The organism is Ligilactobacillus agilis (assembly GCF_025311475.1).
In the GTDB taxonomy this organism is placed as follows: Bacteria; Bacillota; Bacilli; order Lactobacillales; family Lactobacillaceae; genus Ligilactobacillus; species Ligilactobacillus agilis.
Genome location: NZ_CP104397.1, coordinates 1,549,313 through 1,573,153, shown reverse-complemented (window position 1 = coordinate 1,573,153; position 23,841 = coordinate 1,549,313). Strand labels below are relative to the sequence as shown.

Below are 23,841 nucleotides of genomic sequence, written 5' to 3'. Positions count from 1 at the left end.
GATAAATAGATGTAGAGGAGATATACGGCTATGACAGAAGAAGAAATTTTTGCTAAGATTGCCAAAATCATTGCGGAGCGTTTTGAGTTGCCGGAAGATAAGGTCACTAACGACTTGAACTTCCAAAACGATTTAAATGCCGATTCAATTGATATTGTTGAGTTTGTCTTGGAATTAGAAGATGCCTTTGGGGCTGAAATTTCAGACGAAGATGCCGAACAAATCGCAACTGTTGGTGACGCTGTTAAGTTTATTGCAGCACGCCAATAAAATAAGAGGAGTGGGACAGGAAAGCTTGTTACCACTCTTTTTATTTGGCCTAACTTTCTAGCAATTTTAGTGCGGATAAGGTAATATTGATAGTGACTATGTAGATAAAATTTCAGAGGAGACATCAATTTGATAATTGGATTAGCTAAAATGTTACACGATAATTTTCAAATAGACATTAAAAATTATGCCTTATTTGATGAAGCGTTTACACACGCTTCTTACGTGAATGAACACCCAAAAGAAAATTTAAAGTATTACGAGCGGATTGAATTTTTAGGTGACGCCGTAATGCAATTATGCGTATCAGAATACCTATTTAAGCGTTACCCTAACTTACCGGAAGGCAAACTCTCCCGCTTGCGGGCGGCAATGGTTTGTGAAGACAGCTTCAGCAAGTTTGCTAAGGAATGTCACTTTGATGAATATATTCGCCTAGGTAAGGGTGAAGAAAAGGCGAACGCTAGGAATAGACCATCGCTACTTTGCGATATTTTCGAAGCCTTTATTGGGGCTTTATATCTAGACCAAGGGAAAGAAACGGTTGTTAGCTTTATCAGCAAGGTTATTTTCCCTAAACTTGATATGGGCTGGTTTGATCACTTCTTAGACCACAAAACCGAATTGCAAGAGTTATTACAGCAAGATGGTGATTGTGAGATTGAATACCAGGTGTTGGCAGCAAAAGGACCAGATAATGCCAAGCAGTACTACGTGGCGGTACTTGCTAACCAAAAAGAACTCGGACGTGGTACGGGGCATACTAAGAAGGCGGCTGAACAGGCGGCGGCTAACCAAGCCTTGAAGGAATTAAGAGGCTAAAGGGGGAGAACTTTTGAAGTTAAAGGCATTGACTTTAAATGGGTTCAAATCGTTTGCCGATAAAACTAAGATTGAATTTCAGCCCGGGATGACGGGCATTGTTGGCCCTAACGGTAGTGGTAAGAGTAACATTATCGAGGCCTTACGCTGGGTCTTAGGTGAGCAATCAGTCAAAAGCTTACGGGGAGGTAAGATGCCCGATGTGATTTTTGCCGGTTCTCAGACACGTGCTCCGCTTAATCGAGCTGAAGTGGTGATTGAACTTGACAATAGTGACGGCTTTTTAAAGCAACAGCCACCGGAATTAGTGATTACTCGGAGGATTTATCGCAATGGCGAAAGTGAATTCTTAATTAACCAAAAGAAGGTCCGCTTACGCGAGATTGTTGATTTATTCATGGACACTGGGTTAGGCCGGGAATCATTTTCTATTATTTCTCAAGGCCGGGTGGAAGCTATCTTTAATAGTAAGCCACTCGAACGGCGGGTCTTAATCGAAGAAGTTGCTGGAGTCTTAAAGTATAAAAAAGAAAAGCACCGGGCCCAAAAGGAATTAGAGGAAACAACCGGTCATCTAAACCGGGTGGCAGACATCATTACAGAACTCTACCAACAAAAACAACCATTAGAAGAACAAGCAAGTATTGCGCGAGACTACCTTGAACAAAAAAAGCAGTACGATTATTTTGATTTAAATAACCTTGTCTTAGAAATTAAGGCTAAGAGTCAGAAGCGAGCGGAAATTCAAGCGGAACTGGCTAAGATTAAGGACCTAGTGGTTAAGCACAGTCAAAGTGCTAGCAAGCAAGAACAATTAACAGCTAATTTGCACCAGCAACAGCAGCAGTTAGAGGCTAAATTAGACGCGGCCCAAGAAAGGTTGGTAGAACTGACCAAGCAAAAGGGTTATCTAAGTGGGGAAGAAAAGGTCTCTAAGCAAACTCGCGAGTACCAGGAGCTACAAAGAAAAGATACTAGTGACCGGTTAGAAGTCGACCAAAAGAATTTACGCGAGTTAAAGGAGCAAGAGGTCAAATTAGAGGAACAACTTGCTCAAGTCCAGGCCCAAAAGGCAGACTACCAGGCTAAAATTGACCGATTGACCGCAGACGCCAATATTGACGAAGCAACTTTAAACGAACAAGTTGAAAAACTCAGACAGGAACTGTTTGAAAAATCCCAGGACCAGTCTGCCTTACAAAGTCAGCACGCCTATTTAAAACGTGAAAGTGAGCACTCACAATCACTGACGGCGTCAGCTTTAGCCAAGCACAAGGAGTTAGAGGCCGCCTATCAAGCAGCCAAAGAAAAAAAGCACCAGGCTAAAGCCGATTTACTAGCAGCTAAGGAGACGGTAGCTAAATTAGATCAACGGCAAGTTGAGCTAACTAGCGAGGTAAGTAAGTACCAATTACGCTACGATAATCAAAAGGAACGTTGGTATGAAGCCAGCGATATTTTAAAGCAAGCTCAAACTAGGTACGAGACCTTAAAAAATGTTGCTACCAGTTATGACGGTTACTACCAAGGGGTTAAGCAGGTCTTACAGGCCAAAGGTAAGTTAGCTGGGGTGATTGGGGCGGTTGCCGAAATTATCACGGTTCCTCAAGAATTTAGTCAGGCTTTAGAGGCCGTCTTAGCCGGGCAGTTGCAAAATGTGGTGGTAACGACGGATGAAGCTGCTAAGCAAGCCATCAATTATTTGCGGGCTAATAAGTTAGGCCGAGCCACCTTTTTACCGCGAAATACGGTGAAAAGACGGGCACTTACCACCAAGCAAAGACAAATTTTAGCTAGCCAACAAGGGATAGTCGGGGTGGCGTCGGAGTTAGTGACGGTTAATGCGGCTGACCAACCAATTTTGGATTACCTCTTAGGGACGACCGTGGTGGTTAAAAGTTTAGCGGAGGCTACGGTTGTTGCCCGGGCCTTAAACCATAGCCTAAGAATTGTTACGTTGGCAGGCGATATTGTTAACGCGGGCGGTTCAATGAGTGGGGGGGCTAACCAGCAAAGAAAAATTGGCTTGTTAGAACAAAAGCAGCAATTAGAAAAGCTGGCTGCCAATATAGACTTAATGAAGTCTAAGCTAGCTACGGTTGAACTAGAGGGCAATGAGGCTAAACAGCAGCTTACGGCTAGTAAGCAAGCAGTGCAACAACTTGCCCCTAAGCTGCAGGCGGCCCAAACGAAGTTGCAACAATGTCAACAGCAGTTTGATATTAGTCAAGTTGAACTAAGTCACCAAGAGCAGCAATTAAGAGCAGAAGCGGCTAGCCAAGAGGAACAAACTAAGGCCAGTATGCAAGCCCAGACCGAGTTAAAAGAAGTGGTTGCTAAGTTAGACCAGTTAGAACAAGCTATCGCTCAACTCAAAGAACAGTTGGCCTATAAGCAAGAATTTTTAAATGATACTCGGACTAGCCAAGCTAAAAACCAACAAAAGCTAACTAAGCTTAAGCAAGAACTAGCCGTGGTGGAAGAACGCTTGCAGTCTGTGAAGTTGCAGGCAAATGAAGTGGCTAACCAGATTAAACGTCTAAGTGAAAATATCGCTAAGGCTAAGGAGCGCTTAGCAATTCTTAAACAAGAACAAGAACTACGCCACGGTCAGGTTGAAGACTTAGCTGATAAGCAAGCCAAGGTTAAACAAGAGCATGCCCAGTTAGAACAAACCGTGGCAAAAATGATTGAACAAAGAAAGACCTTGCATGCTCAGGTAGCCCAAGCCGAAGAACAGTTAAAACGAGCTAGCGAATTAAAGGCGGCGGCTTATGATGAACAAAGTGAAAAAGCACGACAGGATAGTAAGTTAGAAGCTCAGTTGGATGGGCTATTAACCGACTTAGCAGACCGCCACGAACTTTCTTACGAGGCCGCGTCTAAGCTAGAAAATTTAGAAACTGACATTGACTATGTCAAACGCCGCTTGAAGCTATTACAGTTGGGGTTAGATGAATTAGGTGACGTTAATTTAGGGGCTATTTCGGAATTTGACCGGGTTAACGAACGCTATGAATTTTTGGCTAAGCAACAAGACGACCTCTTGGCTGCCAAGGCCCAACTAGAAAAGAGTATGCAGGAAATGGATGGCGAAGTTAAGCGCCGCTTCAAGCAAACCTTTGAAGAGGTGGCTCAGGCCTTTGAAGAAATTTTCCCTGCCATCTTTGGTGGGGGCCGGGCTAAGCTTAGCCTAACAGATAGTGATTTACTGACGACTGGGGTAGAAATTATGGCCCAACCACCGGGTAAGAAATTTCAAACCCTAACCTTGTTGTCCGGGGGAGAAAAAGCTTTGACTGCGATTGCCCTATTATTTGCTATCCTCAAAGTTAGACCGGTACCGTTTGTGGTTTTAGATGAGGCGGAAGCAGCCTTAGATGACGCTAACGTCGCGAGATATTCACAGTACCTACAGAATTTTGAAGGAAAAACCCAGTTTATTGTGATTACCCACCGTAAGGGAACGATGATGAACGCCGATATCTTGTATGGGGTAACTATGCAAGAATCAGGAGTGTCTAAGATGGTTTCGGTCTCTTTGGCACAATTAGAGCAGTAAGGAGGAATTTTAATGGGATTATTTGATAAGCTAAAGCGCGCCTTTGGGGGCGGGCAAGCAGAAGCAAAACCTGAGTCAGAAGAAAAAGTTGTGACAGAAAATCCGGCCCCACAGGCAGAAGTTGAGTCCACCCCAGCTGCAGTTGAGCCGGCAACAGAGGAAAAAACAAAAGCAGACCAAGCTGAGGTAAACCAAGAAAGCGTTGAGACTGAATCTGAACCAGAAGTTGAAGTAGCAGCGCCGATCCCGGTTCAACCAGCTGAAGTTGAGGAAAAAGTAGCACCAAAGCCAGCAAAAGAAGTAGCTGCTAATGAAGAGACTAAGCGCTATGAGCGGGGCTTGGCCAAGAGTCGTAAGGGCTTTGGGGCCAAGATTAACGCCTTGTTGGCTAACTTTAGGTCAGTTGACGAAGATTTCTTCGAAGAATTAGAGGAAACCTTAATTGAAGCCGATGTTGGCTTTGAAACGGCCATGAAGATTAGTGACCAACTCCGTGATGAAGTTAAGTTTCAAAACGCCAAGAAAAAAGCAGATGTTTCCGATGTCATTGTTGAAAAATTGGTCGACCTCTATGAAGCGGAAGGCGAAAATGAAGATAACCAACTTCACTTTGCCACTCAAGGGCCAACCGTCTTTTTATTCGTTGGTGTTAACGGAGTGGGGAAGACCACCACGATTGGTAAGTTAGCGCACCGCTACCAAGCAGCGGGTAAAAAGGTGTTGATGGCAGCTGCCGATACCTTTAGGGCCGGTGCGATTGAACAGTTGGTTGAATGGGGTAAGCGCGTTGATGTAGAAGTCGTTCGCAAACCTGAAAAAAGTGATCCAGCCGCGGTGGTCTTTGAAGCCGTCAAGAAGGCTAAGGAAGAAGATTATGACCTCTTATTAGTCGATACGGCCGGCCGTTTGCAAAATAAGGTTAACTTAATGAATGAGTTGGAAAAAATCCAGCGGGTAATTACGCGGGAACTACCTGACGCTCCCCATGAAGTCTTGCTGGCTTTAGACGCAACCACTGGCCAAAATGCCTTAACTCAAGCTAAGCAATTTGGGGAAGTAACCAAGGTGAGCGGCATCGTGCTGACCAAGTTGGATGGAACTGCGCGGGGGGGGATTGTGTTGGCAATCAGAAACGAACTCCACCTACCGGTTAAGCTGGTTGGGTTAGGTGAACAGATGGATGATTTGCGCGACTTTAACCCAGAAGAATTTGTCTACGGCTTGTTCAAGGACTTAATTGCGCAACGTTAGGGTGAGTAGATGGCGATTGAAAAAACAAATAGAATTAATGCTTTGTTTGAATTTTATGAACCGCTACTGACTGAAAAGCAAATGACCTATATTGAACTTTATTATCGTGATGATTATTCGCTAGGAGAAATTGCTGAAAACTATCAGGTCTCTCGCCAAGCCGTTTACGATAATATAAAGCGGACCGAAAAGATTTTGGAAGAATATGAGGATAAATTACACCTGTATGCCCACTTCCAAAAAGAAGTCGCCCAAACAGATCGGTTACTTGCCTATGTTAGTGAAAATTATCCCCAAGACAAGCAGTTAATGGCATTAGTTAGACAGTTAGAAAAACTAGAAGAGTAAAAGGATGGTGCGCATTTATGGCATTTGAAGGACTAACAGAACGACTCCAAAATGCGATTAGTAAGTTACGGCGAAAGGGTAAGGTTAGTGAGGCTGACGTTAAGGAAGTCATGCGGGAAATTCGGCTTGCCCTCCTAGAAGCCGACGTTAACTTTAAAGTCGTTAAGGACTTCGTTAAGACTGTGCGGACACGTGCGGTGGGGGCCGAGGTTTTAGAAAGTCTGACACCGGCGCAACAAATCGTTAAAATTGTTAACGAAGAGTTAGTCAAGGTGATGGGCCAAGAAGCTAGTCCCCTCAATAAAGCTCCTAAGATTCCAACGATTATTATGATGGTTGGGCTTCAAGGGGCCGGGAAAACAACCACTGCCGGTAAGTTAGCCTTAAAATTAAAGGAAGAACAACACGCTCGCCCACTTTTGATTGCAGCTGACGTTTACCGGCCAGCTGCGGTTGATCAGTTAAAGATTTTGGGGCAAAACATTGATGTTCCTGTCTTTGAAATGGGAACGGACGTTAACCCAGTGGAAATTGTCCGCCAGGGGTTAGCGCTTGGTAAGGAAAAGAAAAATGACTACATTATCATCGATACGGCCGGGCGGTTACAAATCGATGAACGGTTGATGAATGAGTTAGCCCAAATCAAGGAGTTAAGCCAACCTAATGAAATCTTACTGACCGTTGACGCGATGACTGGTCAAAATGCGGTTGAGGTTGCCGATGGTTTTAACAGCCAGTTAGACGTAACTGGGGTAGTCTTAACCAAGTTGGATGGCGACACTCGTGGTGGGGCCGCCCTTTCCATCAGAGCCGTAACGGGTAAGCCAATTAAATTCATCGGGCAAGGGGAAAAGATGACCGACTTAGACGTCTTTTATCCTGACCGGATGGCTTCAAGAATCCTGGGAATGGGGGATATGTTAACCCTGATTGAAAAAGCCCAAAAGGATTTCGATGAAAAGAAGGCTGCTGAGATGGCGGCCAAGATGCGGGAAAATAGCTTTGATTTCAATGACTTCTTAGATCAGATGGAACAGGTTCAAAACATGGGACCACTAGAAGATATTATTAAAATGATTCCCGGGATGGCTAATAACCCAGCTTTGAAGAACATGAACGTGGATCCTAAAGACATTGAACGGACGAAGGCAATTGTTTATTCAATGACGCCTGCCGAAAGGGAAAACCCTGACTTATTAAATCCGTCAAGAAGACGGCGGATTGCGGCCGGTTGTGGGCGGCCTATCCAAGAAGTTAACCGGATGATAAAGCAGTTTAAGCAGATGCGAGAAATGATGAAGAAGATGTCTAATGGTAACTTCGCCGGGATGGAAGGTTTGCTAGGAAACGGAATGACCGGTAAGTTAGCGAAGATGTCGATGAACCGGATGATGAGAAAGAATAAAAAGCGCAAACTCCAACGGCTAAGAAAGCGGAAAAAATAGGCTTTTTGAAAAAAATTGGCCCTGTCAAGAAATTTTCCTTTACACCAGCCAAAATTACTGGTATATTAATAAACGTTGAGAAGATATTAGGAGGTGTAATAATGTCAGTAAAAATTCGTTTAAAGCGTATGGGTTCTAAGAAGAGTCCTTTCTACCGGATCGTTGTTGCCGACTCACGTTCACCACGTGATGGTCGTTTCATCGAAACTGTAGGGACATACAACCCATTAACAGAACCAGAAACAGTAACACTTAAAGAAGAAGAAATCATGAACTGGTTAAACAACGGTGCCCAACCTTCAGATACAGTTCGTAACATTCTTTCCAAGAACGGTGTTATGAAGAAATTCCACGAAGCAAAATTTTCTAAGAAATAAGGGAGATTAGATGACAGAGGCGGATGTAAAACAATTAATTATAACGATTGTTGCGCCCTTAGTTGCCGATCCCGAAGCGATTCGGATTGAAACTAAGCGGGATACTCGTTTTCTGAACTTTAATCTAACTGTCGCCAAAGACGATGTTGGCCGGGTGATTGGTAAACACGGCCGAATTGCCCAAGCCCTGCGGACCCTTGTTTATAGTGTACGCTTGGATGATAAATCCTTACGGGCTCGGTTAAACATTGTAGACGATTAAAAATAGGCTCTAAGTAAAGCAGCAATGTTTTATTTGGAGTCTTTTTTTAAAGAAAGGATTTAGTATGCAATATTATCAAGTTGGAAAAATTGTTAATACTCATGGGATTAAGGGAGAAGTAAAGGTGCTGGCTAGCACGGACTTTAAGGAGAGTCGCTTTAAGCCGGGAGCTAAGCTATATCTTTTTCAAAAGCAAGCAAAAACTCCACTTGAAGTTACGGTTAAGACTCACCGGAAACACAAACAGTTTGATATGCTAACATTTGTTGGCTTGGAAGATATTAATCTCGTTGAAAAGTATAAGCAAGCTGATTTAAAGATTACCGCTGACCAGCAAGAACAACTGGCCGAAGGTGAGTATTACTATCACCAAATCATTGGCTTGACGGCTATTACGACTGAGGGCCGGGAACTAGGGAAGGTTAAAGAAATTATGACCCCGGGGGCTAATGATGTGTGGGTGATTGCGCGGCCTAAGCAAGCGGACTTGTTGTTGCCGGCAATCACTGACGTAATCAAAGAAATTAGGCTGGCCGATGGGCAAGTCCTAGTGGAAATGATGGATGGGTTAGAGTAATGAGAATAGATATTTTAAGTTTGTTTCCCAATATGTTTCAACCCCTAAAGGAATCGATTCTAGGTAAGGCTTTAGAAAAAGAACTCCTAGAAATCGAAATTACGGATTTTCGGGATTATACCACCCAAAAGCAACGACACGTTGACGACACCCCTTATGGGGGCGGGGCCGGCATGCTTTTACAAGCCCAGCCAATTTTTGACGCCTTAGCAGCTACCCAAGCTAAGGCCAAGAGTAAGGGGCGGGTAATCCTGCTGGATCCGGCGGGCCGAAAGTTTGACCAAAAGGTAGCAGAAGAGTTAGCTAAAGAAGACCACCTAACCTTTATTTGTGGCCACTATGAAGGTTATGACGAACGGATTCGGACCCTGGTGACCGATGAATTGTCTTTAGGTGACTATGTCCTAACCGGAGGCGAGTTAGGGGCCATGGTAATGATTGACGCTACGGTTCGGTTGCTACCTGAAGTTTTGGGCAATAGCGAGTCGGCTCAAACTGATTCATTTTCTACCGGCCTGTTAGAGTACCCACAATATACTCGGCCGGCTGATTTTCGGGGAATGAAGGTCCCTGAGGTATTAACCAGCGGAAACCACCAAAAAATTGCGGAGTGGCGGCATAAAGAGGCTTTACGCCGGACCTATGAACGCCGGCCCGATTTGTTAGAAGATTATCCTCTGACTGACCAGGATCGCAAGTGGTTAGCAGAGTTTGCGGCTGAAAAAACAGATTTAGCAGAAAAGTAAATAAAAATGATTTACAAATCAGTCGAAAAATGGTAAATTATTATGTGGCTGTTGCCATTATTAACAACAATCCGCTGTGGGAGACAAGATTGTTGGTGAAAGGAAGAAAATTAATGTCAGTAAATCCATTAATCGCAAAGCTTACAGAAGCTCAATTACGTAATGATATTCCAGAATTCCGTGCCGGTGACACTGTACGGGTTCACGCACGAATCGTTGAAGGTTCACGCGAACGTATCCAAATTTTTGAAGGTGTTGTTATCAAGCGCCGTGGTGAAGGTATCTCAGAAACTTACACTGTTCGTAAGATTTCAAACGGGATTGGGGTTGAACGGACTTTCCCATTACACACACCACGTGTTGACAAGATTGAAGTAGTACGTCACGGTAAGGTTCGTCGTGCTAAGCTTTACTACTTACGTGCATTACACGGTAAGGCAGCTCGTATTCCAGAACGCCGTCGTTAATAATAGTAAAGAAACCTCAGTTATTGGGGTTTCTTTTTTTGTACGCTCAATTAATGTCGCTAAGTTCATTTCCATCCATATTTTCCAAAGATAGCTTTCATTTTTGATTCTGATACAATTAATTCTTTTTCAAAATTAGCAAAGCTATCTTCTACCAATTTTCTATCATGTTCTCTAGCAATTTCGGAAGTATCAAGAATAAATAAGTTACCTTTTTTTTCAGCTTGAATAATATCACCGCTAACTAACCCTAATTCTTTAGGTAAAATAATACCGACGCTGTTACCAATATTTCTAACTTTAATTTTCACAAAAATCACCTCAATTAAATTATAAATTATAACGAGTTATAATAAGAGGGGCAAATATTTTTCAATTTTTCCGTTAAAGAATAACCCCATGGATTTTAACATAGATGTTATAGCGATTGTGACAGCGTATGATATAATATAATCCCAAAAAAAGGAGCCATGCTCAATGTATTGAATAGGGGTGTACTGGAATGGAAGAAATAAATAGGACAAAAAAATATAGGATTGGATCTGTTTACTATGAATTTTCTGGAAGGGAAATAAAAAGTGGGTATCCGGATAATGTTTTTTAAAAATAGATGACTTGCTTAGTTACTGGAGTGATTATAACTTCGACAAAACAGATGAGTATATATACTTTGACGACTTAGAAAAAGAACTGGTTCCACCAGAGCTTACACCAACCGACAGAAAAAGGTTCATTAAGTATTTAGAAAAAGGAATTGAAGTAGTTAACAAGTAACATCATGATATTTATAAAGACGACTAGTGATAGCCGTCTTTTTTCTGCCTTTTTCCTGCTTGCAGGCGTTAAAGAATAACTGAGTAGCCTCCCAAAGCGAGCCGTTAGTTCAAAGGAGTTAATCGCTTTCTTGAAGTGGTGTATAATTAACCTATTGAAGTGCAGAAAGAAGGAAAGTAAATGACAGTCAAGTTAGTAGCGATAGATGTTGATTTAAGCCAAGACGTAATGGCAATCGGTGATGGCGGGAATGATTTACCGATGATTAAGGCTGCTAGCGATTTCGTCACGGCTGATAACAAACACGACGGGGTAGCTGTTGCTATCGAAAAATTTATCCTTGCTTAAGGCCAATAAACCAAAAAAGACACTAGACTAAATCAAGTCTAGTGCCTTTTTAATGTGGCTCTTAATTATTGTTTGGGTGGTAGTTACCTAGCGCCCGGGTAACACTGGTTGAAAATGAATCACCAAAGTCGATTGGGGCGGTGAAGAGGAGGTTGTAATAAAAACCTAAGCCTTCTTCTAATTCCTTAACGGTAAAGTTAGCCTGTAAGGCATTGATAACCCGCTTGTTGTAGCCAAAGGCAATCGCATATGGCAAAACTTGGCTCCAGTAGTTTAAATCCCCCTTGGACTTTAGGTTGATTTTATTTAAGTCCTTTAAGGTGTGTCTAAAGGCCCGTAGCTGGGTGATTAGCTCAACCCCAGTTTCGGTGTAAGGGGAGTGCTTTCTAAAGTGGTAAACGTTAAAACCAACTTGGCCTAAGATTAAGACTAAACTAAGACCGGTCATCCACGGAGTCTTCCATAAGAAGAGCGCCCACAAGAGGAGTAAGCAACTAATCCCGCAAAGGAAAATAGTTAGGTAGAAATTACCAGCTGACTTCTTACTGAGGTAGTCGTAGGAAAGTGCTTCTTGTTCAACTTGGTTTTTCCACTTGTCGTAAATGTGACTCATCTGCTTACTTTCCCGTTGGGTTTTACCATACTTCCTTAATTCATGTAGGGTAACTTTCTTGCCGTCACCGACAGTATTAAAGAGAAAATCAATCATCGGTTCACTATTGGCTAAGGAAGCATCGAGTAAGGTTAGCTGGTAGTCCTTACGCTTGGTGTTAAATTCCTCGATAGCAATCTTTTGTTTAACCGCTAGTTCTAAGAGGTAGGCCCCCAAGGCGTTATTGTCCGGCACGTTATCGGTGTAAATAGACATAGCTACCGGAGCAGACATTGGTGGAATCTCATAGGAATGAGGGGGATTGACGTCGGGCCACTTTTGTTTTTTGACTGGGTGGCTTAAGAGGTAAAGCGCCCACACTAAGATGATGACTAAGGCTAAGCCAAAGACGCCGGCCTTAAAAATCAAGTTGTTGCGGTTTGAGACCTTTTTAGTCTGGGTATTGTCCTTAAGCCAGGCCTGTTCAGACTTGATGGCGGCTTGCTTGTGCTTTTGGTTTACCACTAAGCCGTTAGTGCTAACAACGCTAGTTGGAAAGAGTAAGCGGGTTTTAACTTGACTAGCGCTTGGATTTTGCTTGAGGTTGACCACTACGCTACCTTTTTCCTTAGAAATACTGGTTGTGGCCTTACTTTCGCTTCTAGTCCAAGCCTTGAGGTCAGCAACGTTGGTGCTAGGAAGTTGGAACTTAAGCCGGACGTTATTTAAAGGCACATTCCACTTATTACCGATAATGGTCCAGTTTAACTCGGCCGTATCCTGCCAATTTTTAACAAAGTTAGTGACATGATAGCTGTAATAATAGGTAGTGGTTGTATCGGCCGTATTGTGGAACAGTTTCAACTTTAAGGCGTCGTCTGTTTCTATGACTTGAAAACTATTGTTACTCCCATCTTGATTAGGAGTTAATTGGATTGATTGACCGTTTTCTTGGACAACAATACTTGGCTGGGTCGCAACCACGCCCTTTTCCAATGGTTGATCATAGTAGACTCCCCGGGAAGTACCCTTAAAGTTATAGGTGATTTGCTGGGTAATATCGGCTGAGCCATCTTGTTGTAGGTTGACGTTGACGTCGTAGTTGGTGATGGCGTAATCAGCTTGAATCTTGCCCCCATAAAAAAGGCACATCCCGAAGAGGAGTGCTAGAAAGCTTTGCAAAATTTTATTCTTAAACATAAATTTACCTCCTCGTCTTTCACCTCTATTATTACAAATTTTCGATAGAATTGGTATAAAAAAACCAGTTTTTACTAAATTTCTTAAAGAAATCTAGGGGAGAAAATGTTATTATTTTAAATAGTGTGTAGACAAACAGAAAATTCTTAGTCAAGCCACTTTTTCAAGCGGGCCAAAAGTTTTTTCAAGCGGCTATTTATGTTAAAATGAGTAAGAAGCACTAGCAGGTTTGTTAGCAAAACTAAGACGAGATTGACTTTAGGAGGATGGAACATGTCTGAAATAAAATACAAGCGTGTTGTAATGAAGTTAAGCGGTGAAGCTTTGGCAGGAGCGCAAGGCCATGGGATTAACCCGCCTGAAATTAGAAAGGTTGCCGAAGAAATCAAGGAAGTTCACGACCTTGGTGTTGAAATTGCCATCGTTGTTGGTGGTGGTAACATGTGGCGTGGTGAAGCCGGCGCGCAAATGGGGATGGAACGGGCCCAAGCCGATTACATTGGGATGTTAGGGACCGTAATGAATGCCTTAGCTTTGCAAGATAACTTAGAAACGATTGGGGTCCCAACCCGGGTACAAACTTCAATCGAAATGCGACAAATTGCTGAACCATACATCAGAAGAAAGGCAGTCCGCCACTTAGAAAAGGGTCGGATTGTAATCTTTGCTGCCGGAACAGGTTCCCCTTATTTCTCAACTGATACCACGGCCGCTTTACGGGCTTCAGAAATTAACGCGGATGTAATTTTAATGGCTAAAAACGGGGTAGACGGAGTTTACTCAGCCGATCCTAAGACTAACCAAGAAGCAGTTAAGTTTGAACGTCTAACTCATATGGAAGTGATCAACAAGGGCTTGCGGGTAATGGATACCACTGCTTCTTCACTTTCAATGGATAATGATATTCCGCTAGTCGTCTTCAATATGAACGAACATGGAAACATTAAGCGCGTTGTCGAAGGTGAAAACATCGGGACAACGGTAGAAGGGAAGTAATTTAATGGACAAGATTTTAGAAGCACATCAAGCTAAGATGACCAAGGCCGAAGAAGCTTTACAACGTGAATTAGGTAATATTCGGGCTGGTCGTGCTAACGCTAGTTTGTTAAACCGGATTAACGTTGAATATTATGGGGTACCCACACCTTTAAACCAAATGGCACAAATTTCTGTTCCAGAAGCACGGGTCTTATTGGTAACCCCTTATGACAAGTCCTCACTAAAGGACGTTGAACACGCCTTATTAGCTTCAGATTTAGGTTTAACTCCAGCCAATGACGGGACTGCTATTCGGTTGGTAATTCCACAATTAACCGAAGAACGCCGCAAGGAATTGGCTAAGGAAGTTAAGGCTACTTCTGAAAAGGCTAAGGTAGCCGTGAGAAATGTTCGCCGGGATATGATGGATGCCTTAAAGAAGGCCCAAAAGAATGGCGACTTAACCGAAGATGATTTGCGGGACCTTGAAAACCAAGCCCAAAAATTAACGGATGCTTCCATTAAGAACATCGAAGCAATTACGGCTGATAAGGAAAAAGAAGTTTTACAAGGCTAAAGCTACTGATTGGTAACGAGACAAGAAAGCTATTTTTTGTCTCGTTATCAATTTTTTGCTACAATTAGGGCAATTATTAGCGAAGGCCAGGGAGGAAAATTTTTGTTTACCAAATTATTCAAGAATAATAATGATGAAGCTGAACAAATCGAGCTGGATGAAAGCAAAATTCCCAATCATATTGCCATTATTATGGACGGAAACGGGCGCTGGGCTAAGCGCCGCCACCTGCCCCGGATTGCAGGCCACCGGCAGGGAATGGATGTGGTCAGGGAGATAACGCGGGCGGCTAGTGACCTTGGGGTCAAGGTCTTGACTTTATACGCCTTTTCGACCGAAAATTGGAAGCGCCCTGACGATGAGGTCAGCTTTTTAATGGACTTGCCGGTCAAGTTTTTCAACAAGTTCGTGCCCGAATTAATCGAACAAAATGTGCGGGTTAACGTAATGGGTTACGTCGAACAACTGCCGGCCAAGACCAAAAAAGCCGTCTTAGATGCAATCGAACAGACTAAGGACAATACCGGGATGGTCTTAAACTTTGCTTTAAACTATGGGAGCCGGGCTGAAATTGTGACGGCCGTAAAAGAGCTTAGTCAACAAGTAAAATCCGGTAGCTTAGAAGCAGAAGCAATCGATGAACAGACCATCAGTCGTGCTTTAATGACCGGCAAGCTGGCTCCTTACTGTGATCCAGAGTTAATTATTCGGACCAGTGGGGAAGAGCGCATTTCCAATTTCTTATTGTGGCAGTTAGCTTACAGCGAGTTAGTCTTTACGGAGACGCTTTGGCCCGATTATCAACCGGCTAATTTGTATCAGGATATTAAAACTTACCAAAGTCGCGACCGGCGCTTTGGGGGTGTAACGGAGGAAGAAAAATGAAGCAACGCGTGATTACCGCCATTGTTGCCTTGATTATTTTTATCCCCCTCTTAATTTTAGGGGGGACACCATTTAATTTATTAGTGGTGGCAATGGGCTTAATCGGAATGTCAGAATTTTTACGGATGAAAAAAAAGTTACTGGTTTCGCCCGAAGCAATTATTGGCTTTTTGGCGATGGCCAGTCTGTTAATTCCTAAGACCTGGTTAGATTTTATTCCAGAACAGGTGACCAATTTAGGGATGTTTTACTTCTTTAGTCTGTGTTTATTGTTATACACGGTCTTTTCTAAGAACCGCTTTTCATTTGACGATGCCGGGGTCTTGATTTTAGGTAGCGTTTATGCCGGGATTGGCTTTGGCTACATGATGCATGCCCGGGCGGTTAGCTTGTGGATGCTCTTATATGCCTTATTAATCGTTTGGTTAACCGATAGTGGGGCTTATATGATTGGACGCAAGTTAGGTAAGCATAAGTTGGCTCCCCACATCAGTCCTAATAAGACCTGGGAAGGTTCAATCGGGGGAAGTTTAGTGGCCGTTGTGGTTGTGAGCTGCTACCTTTACTTCTTGCCTGAATTACAGGCCTATGACTTTGTGACCATGATTGGGTTAACTTTACTTTACTCAGTTGGGGGCCAATTAGGCGATTTAGTTGAATCGGCCTTCAAACGCTACTACGGGGTCAAGGACTCTGGCAACATTTTGCCGGGGCACGGTGGTATTTTAGATCGGTTCGATTCGCTCTTATTTGTTCTGCCCTTAATGCACTTTACTGGTTTAATTTAGTGGGGTGGGGGAAATGATTGTAACCATTCTAGCCTTTGTGCTTGTTTTTGGAACCATTGTCTTTGTCCATGAGTTTGGGCACTATACCTTGGCTAAACGGTCAGGGATTTTGGTGCGTGAATTTGCGATTGGAATGGGGCCTAAGCTTTTTTCTTACCGTAAGTCGGGAACAACTTATACGCTGCGCATCCTGCCTTTAGGGGGCTATGTCCGGATGGCTGGTCTAGAAGAAGACAGCGAGGAGTTAAAAAAGGGCATGGTGGTAAGCCTAATCTTAGGTGAAAATGGCAAGGTAAGTAAGATTAATACCAGTCAAAAGGTAAGTTTAATGGGAGGCATTGGCCTAGAGCTAGCCGACTGGGACTTAGTCGATGAGCTTTACATTAGTGGTTATGAAAATGGCAACGAAGATGAACTTAAACGCTACGAAGTTGACCACGATGCCCTCTTAGTGGAACATGATGGCACCGAGGTTCAAATTGCCCCGCGGGACGTGCAGTTCCAATCCGCTCCGCTGGTAAATCGGATGCTGACTAACTTTGCGGGACCGTTTAATAACTTTATCTTAGCGATTGTAGCCTTTGCTTTGGTGGCAGTCCTCCAGGGTGGGGTTAAAACCATGACCAACACGATTGCCAGCGTGCAGCCTAATTCGGTGGCCCACCAAGCGGGAATTAAGGTTGGTGATCAGCTCGTGGAAGTAGCCGGAGTCAAGACTAACGATTGGACTAAGTTAGCCCAAACGATTAGTGAGCGGCCCGGTAAAAAAACAACGGTGGTTGTAAAGCGCCAGTCCACGCGGCTTAAGTTTGAATTAACGCCTAAGGCTACCCAGGTCAACGGCCAAAAGGTGGGCTTGATTGGCATTACCAGTAAGCTGACCGTTAACCGCAGTCCGCTAGCAATTATTGGTTACGGCTTTAAGGAAAGTTGGCAGGTAACGATCCAAGTCTTAGCCGCCTTAAAAAATATGGTTACTAAGGGCTTTAACCTTGACCAGTTAGGCGGACCAGTAGCCATGTACAGCTTTACTTCGCAGGCGGCCCATTACGGCTTAGCAAGCGTGATTATGCTATTGGGGTTGTTGTCGATTAACCTGGGAATTTTCAACCTCTTGCCGATTCCGGCCTTGGACGGGGGTAAGATTTTATTAAATATAATTGAAGCAATTAGGGGCAAGCCGCTAGACCCTAACAAGGAAATGATTGTAACTGTGGCGGGCTTTGCCTTCTTGTTAATTTTAATGGTGCTGGTAACGTGGAATGATATTGCGCGTTATTTCTTGCATTAATACTTAGATAAGGAATGATAATTGTGAAACAATCAAAGATGTTAATTCCAACTTTAAAGGAAGTGCCTAGTGACGCGGAAGCCATTAGCCACCAACTAATGCTACGGGCGGGTTACATCAAGCAAATTTCTGCTGGGATGTATTCCTACCTACCGTTGGCACACAAGGTCTTGCTTAAGTTAGAGCAAATTATTAGGGAAGAAATGGATAAGATTGACGCGGTGGAAATGTTGACCCCGGCAGTACTACCGGCTGAATTATGGCAAGAATCTGGCCGCTATGAATCATATGGGCCTAACTTGTTTAAGCTAAAGGACCGGCACGAAAGAGATTTTATCCTCGGACCTACCCACGAAGAAACCATGACTACGATTATTAAGGATGCAATCAAGTCCTATAAGAAACTGCCCCTTACTTTATACCAAATTCAAATGAAGTACCGGGACGAAAATCGGCCTCGCTTTGGTTTGCTGCGGGGGCGGGAATTCTTGATGAAGGATGCCTACTCCTTCCACGCTGACATGGACAGCTTGGATAAGGTTTACCGGGATATGGATGTGGCTTACCAAAACATCTTTGACCGGGTGGGGTTAAATTACCGTAGCATTATCGGGGACGCTGGCGCCATGGGCGGAAATGACTCCAAGGAATTTATGGCAATTGCCCCAATCGGTGAAGATACGGTTGTTTACTCCGATGGTAGTGACTATGCGGCTAACTTAGAAATGGCCCAAAACAAGCGGACCTTGCAACCATCCCATGAGATTCCTAAGGAATTGACCAAGGTGGAAACGCCAGGTTGCAAGACGATTGATGAAGTGGCGGCCTTCTTAAAGACTAAGCCTGAAAATACAATCAAGACCTTACTTTACGTGGCTGATGACAAGCTAGTGGTAGTATTACTTCGCGGTAATGATCAGCTAAACGAAGTTAAATTGACTAACTTCTTAGGCGCTGACTTCTTACGTCCAGCTACAAATGATGAAGCTAAGCAATACTTAGGAGCTGACTTTGGTTCACTTGGACCGGTCGGTATTTCTGAAGACTTACAAGTCTTGGCTGACTTAGACGTTAAGGCCATGGCTAATGCAAGTGTTGGTGCTAATGAAGATGGATATCACTATATTAATGTTAACTTGAATCGTGACTTTAAAGTCGATGAATTCGTGGACTTACGGACGGTTAACGAAGGCGAACTCAGTCCTGATGGCCAAGGTACTTTGAAGTTTACCCGCGGAATTGAAATTGGGCACATCTTTAAGCTAGGGACCCGGTATACAGAAGCAATGGATGCCCAAATCCTTGATGAAAATGGACGCCAAAAGCCAATCATCATGGGATGCTACGGGATTGGGGTTTCACGCTTGCTGTCAGCGATTGTGGAACAACACTGCGATGAACACGGAATGATTTGGCCTAAGGAAATCGCTCCATTTGATATTCACGTTGTGCCAATCAACATGAAAAAAGCAGAGCAGGCTAAGCTAGCCCAAGAATTGACTGCCACCTTAGAAGCAGCTGGTTACAGTGTCTTGGTAGACGACCGTAACGAACGGCCGGGGGTAAAATTTGCCGACTCTGACTTGATTGGTTTGCCAGTGCGGATTACCGTTGGTAAGAAGGCTAGCGAAGGTATTGTCGAAATCAAGTTACGTCAAAGTGGCGAAACCGTTGAAATTAAGCAAGATGAGTTGTTAAACACACTCAATATTTTATTGGCAAATAATGCCGACTAATAACTAAGTAAAACACCTAGCGGCAATGAAGTTCATGGCACTAGGTGTTTTTGGTCAAGAAAGGATAAACAAGTGGCACTCACAAAAGCAGAGTTATTTGAAAAATTACTTGAACAAATTAAGTGGCAGCCCAATGAAAGTGAGCAAAGCTATTTTGAAGGGGCTGTGATTGATAAAGTCGTGGTTCACACTAAATCACGCCGGTGGGATTTTTATATCGGTTTAGAGGCGGTCTTGCCCTATGCAACCTTTATCGATTTAAAAAACCACATCGAGTTAGCCTTTAAGGAAATTGCGAGCGTAAGCCTGGCATTTCGGACCAATTGCGAGCAACTAGAGGCTGGTAAGTTAGGTGACTACTGGCAATGGGTTGCCCAAAATAGTGGGCTAAACTCGCCCTTGCAAGTAAGTTTGGCTAAGAATAAGCCCCCGTATGTGGATGGTAAGCGGGTGGTTTTACTAGCCGAAAATGAGTTGTTGCAAAACTTCTTAAAAAATGAAGCCCTGGGAAAGATTGAGGCAACTTACCAAAACCTAGGTTTTCCCAAGTTTAATTTGACTGTGTTATTAGACGAAACCAAGAGTCAGGCCAAAATTGAGGAATTCAAACAAAAGCAAGCCCTAAGTGACGCGGAGCTAACTAAGCGGGCGGTCGAAGCCATTCAAAAGCAAAATGCCAAGAAGAAGCAAGCCAAACAAGAACCGGCTCCGGTTACCGGCGAAGGCCCGCTACTCATGGGTAAGGCCATTAGTTCCGACCTGCCAATTCGACCAATGGTAGAAATTACGGAAGAAGAGCGGTCGGTGGTAATTGAAGGCTATGTCTTTGACAAGGAAGTCCGGGAATTTAAGTCGGAACGCCAATTGTTAACCTTAAAGGTGACGGATTATACCTCCTCATTTATCGTTAAGAAATTTTCGCGGACCGATGAGGATAAGGCCTTCTTTGCGGCCTTTAAAACCGGTATGTGGGTCAGGGTTCGTGGTAGCGTGCAGGAAGATAGCTTCATCCACGACCTGACAGTTAACGCCTATGACTTACAGGAGGTTAAACACGCTAAGCGAGTAGATAGTGCGCCTGCAGATGAAAAGCGTGCTGAATTACACCTTCATTCCAATATGAGTATGATGGATGCAACCAACAGCATCTCTGATTACGTGGCCCAAGCGGCTAAGTGGGGCCAAAAGGCAATCGCCATCACGGATCACGGGACCCTCCAGGCCTTTCCGGAAGCCCATAGTGCCGGCCAAAAGCACGGGGTCAAGATTTTATACGGGGTGGAAGCTAACCTAGTCGAAGATGGGACCCCGATTGCTTATAATGAAGCTAAAGTCGACCTAAAGAGTGCGACCTACGTCATCTTCGATACGGAAACAACCGGGTTATCGGCTAATTACGATAAGGTGATTGAACTAGCCGCCGTTAAAATGAAGGACGGCGAAGTTATCGACCGCTTCGAGGAATTCATTGACCCAGGTCACCCCCTCTCTAAGACGACCATCGAGTTGACCAGTATTACCGATGAAATGGTTAAGGGCTCTAAAACTGAAGAAGAGGTCTTTAAACTATTCCAAACCTTCTGTGAGGGTTGTGTGATTGTAGGGCACAATGCTACCTTTGACGTGGACTTCATGAATACGGGCTATAGCCGCCACCACTTACCAGAAATCAGCCAACCCTGGATTGATACCTTACCTTTAGGACGGTTTTTATATCCGGAAATGAAGCGGTTTACCCTGGATACGCTGGCTAGAAAGCTCAACGTCCAACTAGAACACCACCACCGGGCGATTTACGATGCCGAAGCAACCGGTTATATTTACTATGCGATGCTAAAGGACGCGGAGGCTAACTATGATATTAAGTTCCACGACCAACTCAATGACCATATGGGTGAACATGATGCTTACAAAAATGAGCACCCCTTCCATGCGACGATTATCGCTAAAACCCAGGCCGGCTTAAAGAACCTCTTTAAACTGGCCTCGGAAGGGATGACCCAGTATTTTTATCGGGTTCCAAGAATTCCCCGCTCGGTCTTGGCTAAGTACCGGGAAGGGTTGATCGTGGGGTCGGCTTGTGCGGACGGGGAAGTTTTTACGGCCATGATGCAAAAAGGCTATGCAATTGCCCGCCAAAAGGCCCAGGCCTACGACTACCTGGAAATCCAACCCAAGGCCTTATACGAACCCTTGCTGGAAAAAGAGTTAGTTAAAGATAACGCCCAGTTAGAAGAAATCATTCAAAACATGGTTAAACTTGGGCATGAGTTAAATATCCCGGTAGTTGCTAGTGGTGACGTCCACTTTCTAAACCCAGAAGACGCCATTTACCGCAAGATTTTGATCCACTCACAAGGGGGGGCAAACAGGCTGAACCGGTTGAAGAAATTGCCTGACGCCCACTTTAGGACTACCGACGAGATGTTAGCTGATTTTGCCTTTTTAGGCGAAGAGTTAGCTAAGGAAGTAGTTGTGACTGCGCCTAACGAGGTGGTTTCTTGGTGCGAAGAAATTTCGCCGGTTAAAGACAAGCTGTATACGCCTAACATGCCGGGAGCTAACGAGCAGATAAGGGATTTGACCATTAATAAGGCTAAGGAACTTTATGGTGATCCCTTGCCAGACTTAGTGCAAGCCCGGGTTGATAAGGAATTAAAATCAATCATTGGTAACGGGTTTGCCGTTATCTACCTAATTTCGCAAAAATTGGTGTACAAGTCCAACAAGGACGGTTATTTGGTAGGGTCACGGGGGTCGGTTGGTTCCAGTTTAGTGGCTACCATGACCGGGATTACGGAGGTTAACCCCCTGCCACCTCACTACCGCTGTCCTAACTGCCAGTACTCAGAGTTTTATACTAAGGGTGAGTACGGGTCAGGTTACGACTTACCGGATAAGAATTGTCCTAACTGTCAGACCCTCTTAGTTAAAGACGGGCAGGATATCCCCTTTGAAACCTTCCTGGGCTTTAAGGGAAATAAGGTGCCTGATATCGATTTGAACTTCTCCGGGGACTACCAGCCTATCGCCCATAACTACACCAAGGTCTTGTTTGGTGAAAACAATGTTTACCGGGCCGGAACGATTGGGACCGTGGCCGATAAGACGGCCTATGGTTACGTTAAGGCCTACGAACGCGATACCGAGCAGGTCTTTAACACCGCCGAAGTCGACCGCCTGGCTAAGGGGGCAACCGGGGTCAAGCGAACTACCGGCCAACACCCGGCCGGAATTTTGGTTGTGCCAGACACGATGGAAATTTACGACTTTACCCCGATTCAGTACCCGGCCGATGATTTAACGGCGGCTTGGCGGACGACCCACTTTGATTTCCACTCGATTCACGATAACATCTTGAAGCTTGATATCTTAGGTCATGATGATCCAACCATGATCCGGATGTTGCAAGATTTATCGGGGATTGATCCTAAGACGATTCCTACCGACGACCCCGGGGTAATGGCGCTCTTTTCTGGGACCGAGTCCTTAGGGGTGACGCCCGAGCAGATTCAATCAAAGATTGGGACGCTAGGGGTACCCGAATTTGGGACCCGCTTTGTACGGGGGATGTTAGAGGAAACCCACCCAGCCACCTTTGCAGAACTCCTCAAGATTTCTGGTTTGTCACACGGGACGGACGTGTGGTTAGGTAACGCGGAAGAATTGATTAAGAGCGGTACGATTACCATGGCGAAGGTTATCGGTTGTCGGGACGACATCATGATGGACTTGATTCACTATGGGGTTGAATCCGACATTGCCTTTAAGATTATGGAAAGCGTGCGGAAAGGTAAGGGGATTCCTGACGATTGGCAAGCCCAAATGCGGGAGGCCAACGTCGAAGAGTGGTATATCGGGGCTTGCTTGAAAATCAAGTACATGTTCCCTAAGGCCCACGCCGCCGCCTACGTTTTAATGGCCTTGCGGATTGCCTACTTTAAGGTTTACTTCCCACTGGTTTATTATTCAGCTTACTTTTCAGTGCGGGCCGACGACTTTGACTTAGTGGCGATGGCTCATGGTAAGGAAACTGTGAAAGCCAGGATGAAAGAAATCAACGATAAGGGTAACGAAGCTTCGGCTAAGGAAAAGAACCTCCTAACCGTGCTCGAATTAGCCAATGAAATGCTAGAGCGGGGACATAAGTTTAAGATGGTCGACCTAAAACGCTCGGCCGCTTCCGACTGGCTAATTGACGGTGATGACTTGTTAGCACCGTTTACAGCCATTCCTGGTCTAGGGTTAAACGTAGCTAAGCAAATCGTGGCCGCCAGAGAGGAAGGTGAGTTTTTATCTAAGGAAGACTTGTCTAAGCGGGGCAAGGTTTCCAGCAGTTTAATTGAGTTTATGACGGTTAATAACGTCTTAGACGACCTGCCTGATTCTAACCAGTTAGATCTGTTCGAAAATCTTTTCTAAGTCAAGTGAAAAGTTTTACCTGCTTTTCAATAATATTTGAAAGAGTAAGAAAAACATGCTATACTAATAACATAAATACTCTGTATGAGTGGGCAGCGATGCTCACTCTTTTTATTGGAATAA

Annotated in this window: 21 protein-coding genes; 19 read left to right on the top strand and 2 right to left on the bottom strand. The window is 44.2% G+C overall.

Translation table 11 applies throughout. The features are described from left to right. Positions 1–30: 30 nt before the first annotated feature. The 11 genes from acpP (at position 31) to rplS (ending at position 10,127) form a co-directional block, all read left to right on the top strand. Positions 31–270, top strand: a complete 240-nt coding sequence (gene acpP, locus N4597_RS07950) for an acyl carrier protein (protein ID WP_050611177.1) — start codon at positions 31–33, stop codon at positions 268–270. Between the two features lie 129 nt (positions 271–399). Continuing rightward, the gene (gene rnc, locus N4597_RS07945) at positions 400–1,092 is read left to right on the top strand and encodes a ribonuclease III (protein WP_089143872.1); all 693 of its coding nucleotides are present in this window, start codon (positions 400–402) and stop codon (positions 1,090–1,092) included. A 13-nt stretch (positions 1,093–1,105) separates the two neighbouring features. Next, entirely contained in the window at positions 1,106–4,654 is a 3,549-nt protein-coding gene (smc, locus tag N4597_RS07940; protein WP_260903319.1) for a chromosome segregation protein SMC, read from the top strand. Positions 4,655–4,666: 12 nt separating this feature from the next. Further along, complete coding sequence (ftsY, locus tag N4597_RS07935) at positions 4,667–5,905, top strand: signal recognition particle-docking protein FtsY (protein WP_260903318.1); 1,239 nt, start codon at positions 4,667–4,669, stop codon at positions 5,903–5,905. Positions 5,906–5,914: 9 nt separating this feature from the next. Beyond that, positions 5,915–6,253, top strand: a complete 339-nt coding sequence (locus tag N4597_RS07930; protein ID WP_050611173.1) for a putative DNA-binding protein — start codon at positions 5,915–5,917, stop codon at positions 6,251–6,253. A gap of 17 nt (positions 6,254–6,270) precedes the next feature. After that, positions 6,271–7,698: a signal recognition particle protein gene (gene ffh, locus N4597_RS07925; protein ID WP_094130194.1), complete on the top strand. Its 1,428-nt coding sequence runs from the start codon at positions 6,271–6,273 to the stop codon at positions 7,696–7,698. 101 nt (positions 7,699–7,799) lie between these two features. Beyond that, positions 7,800–8,075, top strand: a complete 276-nt coding sequence (gene rpsP / locus N4597_RS07920) for a 30S ribosomal protein S16 (RefSeq protein ID WP_050611171.1) — start codon at positions 7,800–7,802, stop codon at positions 8,073–8,075. Between the two features lie 10 nt (positions 8,076–8,085). Continuing rightward, the gene (locus tag N4597_RS07915; protein ID WP_089143867.1) at positions 8,086–8,337 is read left to right on the top strand and encodes a KH domain-containing protein; all 252 of its coding nucleotides are present in this window, start codon (positions 8,086–8,088) and stop codon (positions 8,335–8,337) included. A 64-nt stretch (positions 8,338–8,401) separates the two neighbouring features. After that, a complete protein-coding gene (gene rimM / locus N4597_RS07910; protein WP_260903315.1) occupies positions 8,402–8,914 on the top strand; it encodes a ribosome maturation factor RimM in 513 nt (170 codons plus the stop codon). Then, complete coding sequence (trmD, locus tag N4597_RS07905; protein ID WP_050611168.1) at positions 8,914–9,660, top strand: tRNA (guanosine(37)-N1)-methyltransferase TrmD; 747 nt, start codon at positions 8,914–8,916, stop codon at positions 9,658–9,660. Before rimM ends, trmD begins: the two co-directional genes overlap by 1 nt. A gap of 113 nt (positions 9,661–9,773) precedes the next feature. Further along, positions 9,774–10,127 (top strand): 50S ribosomal protein L19, encoded by a 354-nt coding sequence (gene rplS, locus N4597_RS07900; protein ID WP_050611167.1) that lies wholly within the window; start codon positions 9,774–9,776, stop codon positions 10,125–10,127. 65 nt (positions 10,128–10,192) lie between these two features. Here the strand turns inward: rplS and N4597_RS07895 are convergent, their stop codons facing one another. After that, positions 10,193–10,438, bottom strand: coding sequence for an AbrB/MazE/SpoVT family DNA-binding domain-containing protein (locus N4597_RS07895; RefSeq protein WP_390892630.1), 246 nt, complete (start codon positions 10,436–10,438; stop codon positions 10,193–10,195). Positions 10,439–11,081: 643 nt separating this feature from the next. Here N4597_RS07895 and N4597_RS07890 point away from each other — a divergent pair. Beyond that, positions 11,082–11,249 carry an HAD hydrolase family protein gene (locus tag N4597_RS07890; RefSeq protein ID WP_260903314.1) on the top strand — a complete coding sequence of 56 codons (168 nt, stop codon included), beginning with the start codon at positions 11,082–11,084 and terminating at the stop codon, positions 11,247–11,249. Positions 11,250–11,310: 61 nt separating this feature from the next. Here N4597_RS07890 and N4597_RS07885 read toward each other — a convergent pair whose 3' ends face one another. Beyond that, complete coding sequence (locus N4597_RS07885; protein ID WP_260903313.1) at positions 11,311–13,041, bottom strand: DUF2207 domain-containing protein; 1,731 nt, start codon at positions 13,039–13,041, stop codon at positions 11,311–11,313. A gap of 273 nt (positions 13,042–13,314) precedes the next feature. On the opposite strand from N4597_RS07885, the gene pyrH reads away from it, so the two are divergent. The 7 genes from pyrH to N4597_RS07850 all read left to right on the top strand — a co-directional run bounded on the left by pyrH (position 13,315) and on the right by N4597_RS07850 (position 23,718). Continuing rightward, complete coding sequence (gene pyrH, locus N4597_RS07880) at positions 13,315–14,037, top strand: UMP kinase (protein ID WP_056977041.1); 723 nt, start codon at positions 13,315–13,317, stop codon at positions 14,035–14,037. Between the two features lie 4 nt (positions 14,038–14,041). Beyond that, positions 14,042–14,596 (top strand): ribosome recycling factor, encoded by a 555-nt coding sequence (gene frr / locus N4597_RS07875; protein WP_050611163.1) that lies wholly within the window; start codon positions 14,042–14,044, stop codon positions 14,594–14,596. Between the two features lie 102 nt (positions 14,597–14,698). Then, positions 14,699–15,481 (top strand): isoprenyl transferase, encoded by a 783-nt coding sequence (locus tag N4597_RS07870; protein ID WP_167588987.1) that lies wholly within the window; start codon positions 14,699–14,701, stop codon positions 15,479–15,481. Then, complete coding sequence (locus N4597_RS07865) at positions 15,478–16,269, top strand: phosphatidate cytidylyltransferase (protein WP_050611161.1); 792 nt, start codon at positions 15,478–15,480, stop codon at positions 16,267–16,269. Before N4597_RS07870 ends, N4597_RS07865 begins: the two co-directional genes overlap by 4 nt. Positions 16,270–16,282: 13 nt before the next feature. Further along, positions 16,283–17,560 (top strand): RIP metalloprotease RseP, encoded by a 1,278-nt coding sequence (gene rseP / locus N4597_RS07860; protein ID WP_260903308.1) that lies wholly within the window; start codon positions 16,283–16,285, stop codon positions 17,558–17,560. A gap of 23 nt (positions 17,561–17,583) precedes the next feature. Continuing rightward, positions 17,584–19,296, top strand: a complete 1,713-nt coding sequence (locus tag N4597_RS07855) for a proline--tRNA ligase (RefSeq protein WP_204783623.1) — start codon at positions 17,584–17,586, stop codon at positions 19,294–19,296. 72 nt (positions 19,297–19,368) lie between these two features. Beyond that, complete coding sequence (locus N4597_RS07850; protein WP_260903304.1) at positions 19,369–23,718, top strand: PolC-type DNA polymerase III; 4,350 nt, start codon at positions 19,369–19,371, stop codon at positions 23,716–23,718. Positions 23,719–23,841: the final 123 nt, after the last annotated feature.